Genomic DNA, 9,301 nt, shown 5'->3' on the forward strand with positions numbered 1-9,301 from the left:
GAGATCAGCCACGAGACGGTGCGGTTCTGGTGGCATCGCTTTGGCCCGCTGTTCGCATCCGAGATCCGCAAACGCCGGATCGAGGGCATGCGATCGAGCCACTGGCGGTGGCATCTCGACGAGATGTTCGTGAAGATCAACGGCGAGCGGCACTACCTTTGGCGCGCCGTCGATCACGAAGGTGAGGTGCTGGAAAGCTTCGTCACGAAGACGCGGGACCGCAAGGCTGCCCTGAAATTCCTCAGGAAAGCCATGCGCCGGCATGGGAAGCCCAAATGCATCGTCACCGACAAGCTGAGGTCCTACGGCGCCGCGCTGAAGGAGGTCGGTGCAGGTATGTGCCAGGAGACGGGACGCTGGCTGAACAGCCGGGCCGAGAACTCGCACCTGCCGTTCCGACGACGCGAACGGGCGATGCTCCGGTTCCGACGCATGCGAAGTCTTCAGAAGTTCGCCTCCGTCCACGGCTCCGTCACCAACCACTTCAATCTGGATCGCAGCCTCTCCAGAAGATCCCACTTCAAGGCCAACCGCGCCGCCGCTCTCGCCGAGTGGCGCGGTCTCTGTGCGGCATAAGGGACAGCGTCACTGCCCCAGCTGAGACTGGTTCGAATTAATCTGCCAGCACCCCTAGCTGAGACGAGTTCGAATTCGTCTGACAGCACCATGCAGATTCCGTCTAAAAAATTGCGGTTGGAGGTGCGCGCGGCGGCACCACGCGAGGCATGTCATATTTGCGCATCACGTCGGCCCGCCGCAGGTGCTCGACTGCGGGACGGCGCGCTGGAAACCTGACCAACAGCCCCGGCATGGCAATCTCGACAGACGGGTTTGCCGCCTTTGCAGGTACGGTATCGTCTCAGTCACGATACGCCTCCCAAGCCTTCCGCGGATTCATGATGCCACAAGGGTCGAGGGCGGTCTTGATCCGCGCCATGATTTCAGTCGCGGGCCCCATCTCGCGGGCGAGATAGCGCGCCTTGCCCTGGCCTATACCGTGCTCTCCGGTGCAGGTTCCCTCCATCGAGATGGCCAGGTCGTTCAGCCAACCGACAAAGCGCTCGGCTTGGGCGATCTCCTCGTTGTTGTTCATATCGATCAGCAGCAGGGTGTGGAAATTGCCGTCGCCCACATGGCCGACGATGGGCGCGACCAGGCCCATCTCGGCGATCTTGTCTTGTGCCTGGCTCACGCACTCCGCCAAACGCGAGATCGGCACGCAGACGTCCGTGGCTATGCCCTTCGCGCCGGGCCTGAGGTTGAGCGCAGCCCAATACGCGTCATGCCGGGCACGCCAGAGCCGCGTGCGGTCCTCGGGTTTCGACGTCCAGACGAACCCGGAGCCGCCAGTATCCGCCGCAATCTCTCCAAACGTTTCGGCCTGCTCCTCGACACCCCTTTCCGACCCGTGAAACTCCAGGAGCAAGAGTGGCACCTCCGGCAGGTCAAGCTTCGAATAGGCGTTCACCGCCCGCACCTGCACTGCGTCGAGCAGTTCGATTCGGGCGACGGGAATACCCATCTGGATCGTGGCGATCACCGCGCCGCAAGCCGCCTCGACGCTCGGGAAGGAGCAGGTGGCCGAAGATATCGCCTCGGGTATCCCGTGAAGCTTCAGGGTCAGTTCGGTGATTATCCCGAGCATCCCCTCGGAGCCGATGAGAAGGCGGGTCAGGTCCAGCCCCGCCGACGATTTTCGCGCGCGCTGGCCCGTTCGGATCACGGTGCCGTCTGGCATGACTGCCTCCAGCGCCAGCACGTTGTCCCTCATCGTGCCGTAGCGCACCGCGTTCGTACCCGAGGCGCGGGTGGCTGCCATCCCGCCGAGCGAGGCATTCGCGCCCGGGTCGATCGGGAAGAACAGGCCCTGGTCGCGCAGATGCGTGTTGATTGCTTCGCGCGTCACGCCGGGCTGGACGACGCAGTCGAGGTCCTCGGCATGAACCGCAAGGATTCTGTCCATCCCGCCAAGGTCCAAACTGATCCCTCCGCGGGGCGCGTTGACATGTCCTTCGAGCGAGGTGCCCGTGCCGAACGGGATGACAGGCGCGCCGTGCTGGGCGCAGATGCGCACGATCTCGACGATCTCCGCCGTGGTTCTGGGAAAGACGACCGCGTCGGGCGGCTGGTTTTCCAGCCACGACGTCGTGTGCCCGTGCTGTTCGCGGATCGCGACCCCGGTCTGCAGACGGTCGCCGAAGCTCTGTCCAAGAATGCCGATGGCTTTCTCGATCCCGGCCGCGTTGCGGCGTAAGGGTTTCATCGCGGTCATTTGCTCCTCCCTCAAAGCTGTCAAATCGGCTGAGCCCAGTCGGGCATGGCGAAGACGACCTTGGTCATCAGCCGGTCGAACTCGGCGGCCTCGGTCTCGTCCAGCACGGCGAGCATGGCCGCCTGCCTTTCCTTGAAGAGCGGCACGACCTCATCCAACAGGGCGCGGCCCTGTGACGTCAGGTTGAGCGGCTTGGCGCGCCGGTCTGCGGCGTCGGTGTCGCGAGCGATCAGCCCCTTGGCCTCCAGTTCCGTCACCGCTCGGCTGATCGAGTTCTTCGGAAGGCCCGTCACCAGGCAGATGTCGCGCGCCACCAACCCGTCCTGCTGGCTGAGGCTGAACAAGATCACGAAGCCGGGGCGCGAGAGGCCGAAGCGATCCTGAATCCGGGCATAGATCGGCCCGGTGAAGAAATTCGCGAGGAAACTGATCCGCCAGGCCGGTGACAGATCGGTATCCGTTAGCATGGTCAGCGAGAGCGGGCCGAACAGGCCGGCAAGCGCCGACGCCTTGTCGAAAGCGGGGTCGTGATCCTTGGTCATGGCCCTTCCTAGCGCAAACCGGTTCCAATTGGAACTTTACATAAGGTTCCATAAGGAACTATACAACGTGTTACAAGCGTGCGCTTGATTTCAGAAGCGGCGCCAAAGGGAGGAAGACATGATAAGGATTGACGCTTTTGCCGGTGCGCTCGCGCTTGGCCTCACCACCGCCGTCGTTGCGCAGGCACAGGACCTGCGGGGGATAAATGCATTTCCCGAGAGCTTCGTGTTCAGCCGCGAGATCGCGCAGCCCTTCGCCGAGCTCGTCGCCGAGGAATCGGATGGAGCGGTCACCATCAGTTTCACCGGACCTGACGCCGTGCCGCCGTTGGAACAGTTCGAGCCGACGCAAGCGGGCGTATTCGACATCCTCTTCACCCACCCGGCCTATCACGCGGGTACGACACCGGTCGGTCTCGCCATCGACGCCATCGCCGCAGACCCGGCCGCACGCCGTGAGGCGGGCGTGATCGACTACATCGACGCGCACTATCTGGAGACCCAGGGCATGAAGCTGATCGCCGCACCGCCCACGGGCTCGGTCGGCTTTCGCTACTACCTGCGCGACCCGATCGAGGGCGTGCCCGCCTTCGACGGGCGCAACATCCGCGGCACCGTCTCCTACCACCCCATGATCGAGGCGCTCGGCGGCGCGGGCGTCGTCATGGGCGGCGGAGACGTCTATTCCGCACTGCAGACCGGCGCCATTGACGGTGCCGCCTGGGGCCTGACAGGCGCTCTCGACTTCAACTGGCACGAAGTTGCGGACTACATGGCCGATCCTGGCTTCGGACAGGTCGGCCTGATGATCTTCATGAACCTCGGCGCCTGGGAGGGCCTTTCGGACGAGGCGCGCGCCGCCATCGAACGCGCCGCCGAACGGCTAGAGGCGGACAGCGTGGCACGCTTCGACGTGCTCGCCACGGAGGAGCGCGCAGCGCTTCTTGAGCTCGGCATGCAGGTGACCGAGTTCGCTCCCGAGGAGGCCGCGCAGCTCGAGACGCTATGGTCGAATGGCGTCTGGCAGGTGGCCGAAGGGGGTGCTCCCGAGGCGGTGGCCGGCCTGCGCGAGCTGGCGCAATCCGCGGGCCTGTCGGACTGACATGCGCCGTCTCGGCGCCCTGCACGACGCGTCTTCCCGCTGGCTCTTCGCTCTGGCGGGGGGAGCGCTCTGCGCGGCCGTGGCGCTCTATGTCTTCGAGGTGGTGATGCGGTACGGTTTTGGCGCGCCGACGACCTGGTCCGGTGAGGCTGTCCAGTACGCCCTGGCCATCCTGATCTTTTGTGCGCTGCCGGATGTGACACGGCGAAACGCCCACGTTGCCATAGACATCCTGCCCGAGGCCTTGCCGCCGCCCGCGTCGCTCTGGCTCGGCAGAGGCACAAAGCTGCTGGGCGCCGCAGCCTGCCTCGTGGCAGGCTGGATCGTCGCCGGCGAGGCGATGCGCCAGTTCGACCGTGGCCTGATGACCAACGCCGCGAACCCGATCCCGCGCTGGCCGATCACCGCCGTGATCGCGCTCGGTTTCGGCTCGGCCGCGCTGCATTTCCTGCGCCAGCTTGCGGCCCGCACGCCATGAGCTGGGCGATCTTCCTGATCCTCTCCATTGGACTTCTGCTGGCCGTCCTGTTCACCGGCGCGCGGATCTTCGTGGGCTTTCTACTGCTCAACATCGTGGGCGTGCTGATCCTCATCGGTCCGCGCGGCTTCGGCCTTTTCTCGAACTCGATCTACGAGACCGCGACCTCGCCCACGCTGGTGACCGTCGCGCTTTTCGTGCTGATGGGCGAGATCCTGTTTCGCTCAGGGACCGTGGACGTACTCTTCACCAGCGTCGACCGCCTTGTTGGGCGGTTGAAAGGGCGGCTCTACGTCGTCTCCATCGCGCTCTCCACGATTTTCGGTGCGCTCTCGGGCTCCGCCGTCGCCGTGGCGGCGATGTTGGGCCGGTCCGTTCTCCCGCTGATGGAACGGCGCAACTACGACAGCCGTGCTTCGGCGGCGACGATCCTCGCGGGGGCGAGCCTGGCGCCGATCATCCCACCGAGCCTGCTCGCCATCGTAGTGGGCTCTCTGGCCGACGTTTCCATCGCCGGGCTTCTGGTCGCGGGCATCGTCCCGGGCCTGATCTTTGCGGCGCTGACGCTGGCCTTCGTCTACCTGCGCGGGGGAGAGATGCCGCCGCCCGAGCCTTCGGCCAGCGACATCTCCGCCTTGCGCGCACTTTTCAACATGGCGCCCTTTTTGCTGGTCGTGGTCTCCGTCATGGGCTTGATCCTCATGGGCGTGGCCACGCCCTCGGAGAGCGCAGCCACCGGTGTCGTGGGCGCGCTGATCGTTGCTGCGCTATTCGGTCGCCTCACGTGGCCGATGCTGCACGAGGCCGTAGCCAGCGCCGTGACCATCGCCACCGTGATCCTGATTATCGTGGTCTCCGCAAAGCTTTTCAGCCAGCTTCTGTCCTTCGCGGGCGCGACGCGCGGCCTCGTGACCCTGATCGGTGATCTCGGCCTCTCGCCGGACCTCACCTTCCTGCTGATGATGCTGATCCCTCTGATCCTGTGCATGTTCATCGACCAGATAGCCTTCATGCTGCTCGCCGTGCCGATCTACCAGCCGATCGTGGCCGCCATGGGCTTCGACCCGATCTGGTTCTGGACCCTGTTTCTCATCAACCTGACCATAGGGAGTCTGACGCCGCCCTTCGGCTACACGCTCTTTGCGCTCAAGAGCGCGGCGACGGGGATGAGCACCGCGCAGGTCTATCGCGCGGCTTGGCCGGTCGTGGGCATCTTCCTGACGGGCATGGCCCTCCTCTGGGCCTTCCCCGGCCTTGTCACCACGATCCCGGAGGCGTTCCGATGAACTGGCGGGACCATGACACGGCGACCTCCCATTGGGTCGCCTCCTCCGACGAGCCTGGACTGCAGCTGCACTTGCGCGCCCACGGCGACGAGCTGTCGCGCCCGCCCGTCCTGTTGGTTCATGGAGCGACCTATGCGAGCCGGCTTTACGACATCCCCCATCCCGGCGCGAGCTGGCTGCGCGCGACGGCGGAGGCGGGCTTTGCCGCCTATGCGCTCGACATCCGCGGCTACGGCAAGTCGCGCTCAGCCGTGATGTGGCGTGCCGACACGCCTTATGCACCCGCAAGCGTCGCGATCCGCGACATCGACGACGCCGTGGCCTGGATCTGCGCGCGCCACGGGGTCGGGACGGTCCGGCTGATAGGCGGATCCTGGGGCTCGATCACCACCGCTCAATACACTGCGACGGTCGGAGCCGCCCACGTGGCGCGGCTCGTGCTCTACGCGCCGATCTTCGCGGAACGGAATGCCGGCTGGCTGGAGCTGCTGGCGGACCCGGAAGACCCGACGCGTCTCAACCCCGCCTTCGGTGCCGCGCGGCTGGTGACGGAGGCCGCGACGCGCAGCCGTTGGGACGCCGAGATTCCGTCTGGCGCGGACTGGCGCGACGAGGCCGTCTTTCAGGCCCTCGTGCAGTCCTCGCTTTCGGACGACCCGGCCTCCGACACCCACGACCCGCGCGCCTTCCGTGCGCCAAACGGCACCTTCCTCGATCTCTGGGAGGCGTTCAACGCGCGTCCAGTGTATGATCCGTCCGCCATCCGATGTCCGACCCTTCTGATCCGTGGTGGCGCCGACCCGACCTCGACGCGCAGCGATGCGCTTCGGCTTCTAGACCTTCTCGGCGCGGCTGACCGGCACTATGTCGAGATCGCCAATGGAGCTCATTTCGTCAGTGCCGAGCGTCGCGCGACTCAGGTTTTCAATGCGGTCAATAGTTTCCTCTGCGCAGCCCTTGTCTGATCATTCAATCGCGCGTGCCGTGCGGCAATGCCTCCCGTCTTCGGATCATGGGCCGTCGGAACGGCGTCTTGTTTTCGGGAGGCTCGGCTATTCGGAAGCCATTCGACAAGATCAGCTTCGGGAACCATTGGTAAGCGGCCCCATTGTCGAGCGAAGCGGCCCAACAATGGCTTAAGCGAACGACCGGTCCGTCCGCGGTCCGGCCGCTCAAGCATGAGTGCGCCAACGGCGGCTCCGGTCATTGGTGGACGCTCGTCCTTGTTGCGGCGATTGGCGGCTTGGAACCTCGGAGCCGAAAGTTCACAGCAAATAGCAGTTTCGCGTCTCACTGCCCTAATCGTCGTCATATGCCTTGGTTTCGGCGCAAAGCTCTTCGTATGCGCCGATAACGATTGCCCGGAGCCAACGGTTGCCCGGGTCGGCCGCCAATCTGGCGCTCCAGAAGAACCGGAAGGTGATGTCAGGCAGGTTGATCGGCGGGCGGCGCGCTTGGAGCCCATAGGTCTTAACGTCCGCACCAAGGAACGGCTTCGCGTTCGTGGCCAGCATATTCGATGCAGCAAGGAGCGGTGCGATGCCCGAAAATTCCGGGATGTGCGCACCAATGCGGCGCTCCAGACCGTCACGCTTTACGCGCTCTTCCACGGTCTGACGCGCGGCACCGGACATCCCGACGATGACATGCGGCCAGTGGAGCCAGGCCCGCTTTCCCCAGTCGTCGAGTGCAGGGTGACCCGCCCGCATGAACGTATATCGCTTCAACGGGGGCATGACGTGCTCCAGCAATCCCTCGGGCAGCGTCTTGTCCGCTCCGAGAAGCGCGATGTCGACCTGCTCGTCGGCCACCGCGGCATAAAGGTGCGGACCCAGACCTACCCATTCGAGCGATACGCCGGGACCCTCTTCAGACAGCCGGGTAAAGACCGCGTTGATCAGGCTTGGAATGGCCGGCACGGCAATCCGGAACGTACGGTTGCTCGTTGCGGGATCGAAGGGCTGTGGCGGCGATACGGCGCGCTGAATGCTTCGGAGAATGGGCCGTACGTCCTCAAGAAGAGTTAGGGCGAAGGGGCTCGGCTGCATTTTCCCGCCGACCTTCACCATCAGCGGATCACCGACCTGTTCTCGCAGCCGGGCGAGGGCATGGCTCACGGCCGAAGGTGTTTTCCCCAGTTTTTCGGCGGCTCCTACGACGCTTCCCTCGTCCATAAGCACCTCGAAAGTCACGAGTAAGTTCAGGTCGAGGCGGTGAAGCTGAATATCGCTCATAGTGCATGAAATCGTTTCGCTCGGCGCGTGATGAAAATCATTCACAAACTTGACCATCAACGCAACGAAATACAGCACCAGAGGAGTAACGCCATGTCGCTGAAAGTCATCGGATCCGGGTTTGGACGGACCGGCACCATGTCCACCAAGATCGCGCTCGAACAGCTCGGTCTCGGACCCTGTCACCATATGGTCGAAGTTATGGGCAATCCCGACCAGCCCACCCATTGGGCCGCCTATGCCGCGGGTAAGGAGGTCGACTGGGCTGAGGTCTTCGCCGGTTACAGGGCTCAGGTCGACTTCCCCGGCGCGGCTGTATGGCACGAGCTTTCGATCGCCTTTCCTGATGCGTTGGTTCTGCACACCGAGCGCCCTGAAGACGACTGGTGGGCAAGTTATTCCTCTACGATCAACAAGTTCTGGATCCACAGAAAGGACCTGGACTTGCCTCCTCCCGTCGCAGCGATCTTCGAAACGATGGACGACATCCTGGTTCAAGGTGTGTTCGGCGGAACCGACCGCGAGCATGCACTTAGGGCCTATCGCCGAAACAATGAGAAGGTGCGCGACACCATCCCTGCCGACCGGTTGCTTGTCTTCACGCCATCCGACGGGTGGGAGCCGCTCTGCCGTTTTCTGGGAGCGTCCGTCCCCGCGACCGACTTCCCGCGCAGCAATGCGCGTGACGAGTTTTGGGCCATCTTCGGTGGCGAACCGGCCGCTGCTTGATCCCGAAACCTGGCCAGAAGAAGGAGACCGAAACCATGCCGCTTGTCGCTTTCGACCACATCAACATACGAACTTTAAACCTAGAGAGAATGGTCGCCTGGTACGAGGACGTTCTAGGCCTCCGATCCGGTCCGCGCCCCGAATTTCCGGTTCCCGGCGCATGGCTCTATTTGGCGGGGACCTGTGTTATCCATTTGATCGAGGCGGACCCGCCGCCGACGCTTCACACCGAAGGTGAGAGCCTGAGAATGGAGCACATGGGTTCTGTCAGAGGAACTTGGCTTGAGGCAATAGGCTGACCCCGTTAGCCTGCGAGCGTGGCGTCGAGATCAGCCACGAGACGGTGCGGTTCTGGCGGCATCGGTTCGGGCCGACGTTCGCATCCGGGATCCGCAAACGCCGGATCGAGGGCATGCGATCAAGTCGTTGGCGATGGCACCTCGACGAGATGTTCGTGAAGATCAACGGTGAGCGGCACTATCTCTGGCGGGCGGTGGATCACGTGACCTTCTCGGTGTCGGTCGGCTTGATCTTGCGCGGCAAGGGAATTTTCCATCCACTTTGATGGTAAGTGGTGGTTTGCGCTGGTCGGCACAAGTCCGACGTCGTGCGATCCTGCTGTCCTGTCCTAACGACGCCCTCAGGCCGTACGTGCAGC

At 64.0% G+C, this 9,301-nt stretch carries 10 protein-coding genes and 1 pseudogene; 8 read left to right on the forward strand and 3 right to left on the reverse strand.

All coding sequences use genetic code 11. The features are described 5' to 3' along the window. The coding region (locus P6F26_RS19455; RefSeq protein ID WP_278030369.1) for an IS6 family transposase at positions 1-576 on the forward strand (576 nt) is incomplete at its 5' end. Positions 577-859: 283 nt separating this feature from the next. On the opposite strand, the gene P6F26_RS19460 is transcribed toward P6F26_RS19455, so the two are convergent. Both P6F26_RS19460 and P6F26_RS19465 read right to left on the reverse strand, forming a co-directional pair. Beyond that, on the reverse strand, positions 860-2,272 hold the full coding sequence (locus tag P6F26_RS19460; protein WP_278030370.1) for an FAD-binding oxidoreductase: 1,413 nt from the start codon (positions 2,270-2,272) through the stop codon (positions 860-862). Positions 2,273-2,292: 20 nt separating this feature from the next. Next, positions 2,293-2,814 (reverse strand): MarR family winged helix-turn-helix transcriptional regulator, encoded by a 522-nt coding sequence (locus tag P6F26_RS19465; RefSeq protein ID WP_278030371.1) that lies wholly within the window; start codon positions 2,812-2,814, stop codon positions 2,293-2,295. Between the two features lie 118 nt (positions 2,815-2,932). Here P6F26_RS19465 and dctP point away from each other — a divergent pair, with 118 nt between their 5' ends. Genes dctP through P6F26_RS19485 form a run of 4 tightly spaced genes read left to right on the forward strand, consistent with a single transcriptional unit; the run spans position 2,933 to position 6,645 of the window. Then, positions 2,933-3,916 (forward strand): TRAP transporter substrate-binding protein DctP, encoded by a 984-nt coding sequence (gene dctP, locus P6F26_RS19470; RefSeq protein ID WP_278030372.1) that lies wholly within the window; start codon positions 2,933-2,935, stop codon positions 3,914-3,916. Position 3,917: 1 nt separating this feature from the next. Further along, complete coding sequence (locus P6F26_RS19475) at positions 3,918-4,394, forward strand: TRAP transporter small permease (protein WP_278030373.1); 477 nt, start codon at positions 3,918-3,920, stop codon at positions 4,392-4,394. Further along, positions 4,391-5,680 (forward strand): TRAP transporter large permease, encoded by a 1,290-nt coding sequence (locus tag P6F26_RS19480; protein WP_278030374.1) that lies wholly within the window; start codon positions 4,391-4,393, stop codon positions 5,678-5,680. Before P6F26_RS19475 ends, P6F26_RS19480 begins: the two co-directional genes overlap by 4 nt. Further along, positions 5,677-6,645, forward strand: a complete 969-nt coding sequence (locus tag P6F26_RS19485) for an alpha/beta hydrolase (RefSeq protein ID WP_278030375.1) — start codon at positions 5,677-5,679, stop codon at positions 6,643-6,645. The genes P6F26_RS19480 and P6F26_RS19485 overlap by 4 nt, the downstream gene beginning before the upstream one ends. Before the next feature lie 333 nt (positions 6,646-6,978). On the opposite strand, the gene P6F26_RS19490 is transcribed toward P6F26_RS19485, so the two are convergent. Continuing rightward, positions 6,979-7,992, reverse strand: a complete 1,014-nt coding sequence (locus tag P6F26_RS19490) for a LysR family transcriptional regulator (protein WP_278030376.1) — start codon at positions 7,990-7,992, stop codon at positions 6,979-6,981. A 15-nt stretch (positions 7,993-8,007) separates the two neighbouring features. Between P6F26_RS19490 and P6F26_RS19495 the strand changes: the two genes are divergently transcribed. From P6F26_RS19495 to P6F26_RS19500, 3 genes and pseudogenes are all read left to right on the forward strand, one after another. Further along, on the forward strand, positions 8,008-8,643 hold the full coding sequence (locus P6F26_RS19495; RefSeq protein WP_278030377.1) for a sulfotransferase family protein: 636 nt from the start codon (positions 8,008-8,010) through the stop codon (positions 8,641-8,643). A gap of 35 nt (positions 8,644-8,678) precedes the next feature. Further along, positions 8,679-8,942 (forward strand): VOC family protein, encoded by a 264-nt coding sequence (locus P6F26_RS19730; protein WP_430736771.1) that lies wholly within the window; start codon positions 8,679-8,681, stop codon positions 8,940-8,942. A 14-nt stretch (positions 8,943-8,956) separates the two neighbouring features. Continuing rightward, a pseudogene (locus tag P6F26_RS19500) lies at positions 8,957-9,145 on the forward strand (DDE-type integrase/transposase/recombinase); the annotation flags it as partial. Positions 9,146-9,301 lie beyond the last annotated feature (156 nt).

It is taken from the genome of Roseicyclus salinarum (assembly GCF_029624655.1).
Taxonomy (GTDB): domain Bacteria; phylum Pseudomonadota; class Alphaproteobacteria; order Rhodobacterales; family Rhodobacteraceae; genus Roseibacterium; species Roseibacterium salinarum.

Coding starts and splice junctions, on each gene's coding strand:
- P6F26_RS19460 (WP_278030370.1), bottom strand. CDS start 2,272: ATGACCGCGATGAAACCCTTACGCCGCAACGCGGCCGGGATCGAGAAA.
- P6F26_RS19465 (WP_278030371.1), bottom strand. CDS start 2,814: ATGACCAAGGATCACGACCCCGCTTTCGACAAGGCGTCGGCGCTTGCC.
- dctP (WP_278030372.1), top strand. CDS start 2,933: ATGATAAGGATTGACGCTTTTGCCGGTGCGCTCGCGCTTGGCCTCACC.
- P6F26_RS19475 (WP_278030373.1), top strand. CDS start 3,918: ATGCGCCGTCTCGGCGCCCTGCACGACGCGTCTTCCCGCTGGCTCTTC.
- P6F26_RS19480 (WP_278030374.1), top strand. CDS start 4,391: ATGAGCTGGGCGATCTTCCTGATCCTCTCCATTGGACTTCTGCTGGCC.
- P6F26_RS19485 (WP_278030375.1), top strand. CDS start 5,677: ATGAACTGGCGGGACCATGACACGGCGACCTCCCATTGGGTCGCCTCC.
- P6F26_RS19495 (WP_278030377.1), top strand. CDS start 8,008: ATGTCGCTGAAAGTCATCGGATCCGGGTTTGGACGGACCGGCACCATG.
- P6F26_RS19730 (WP_430736771.1), top strand. CDS start 8,679: ATGCCGCTTGTCGCTTTCGACCACATCAACATACGAACTTTAAACCTA.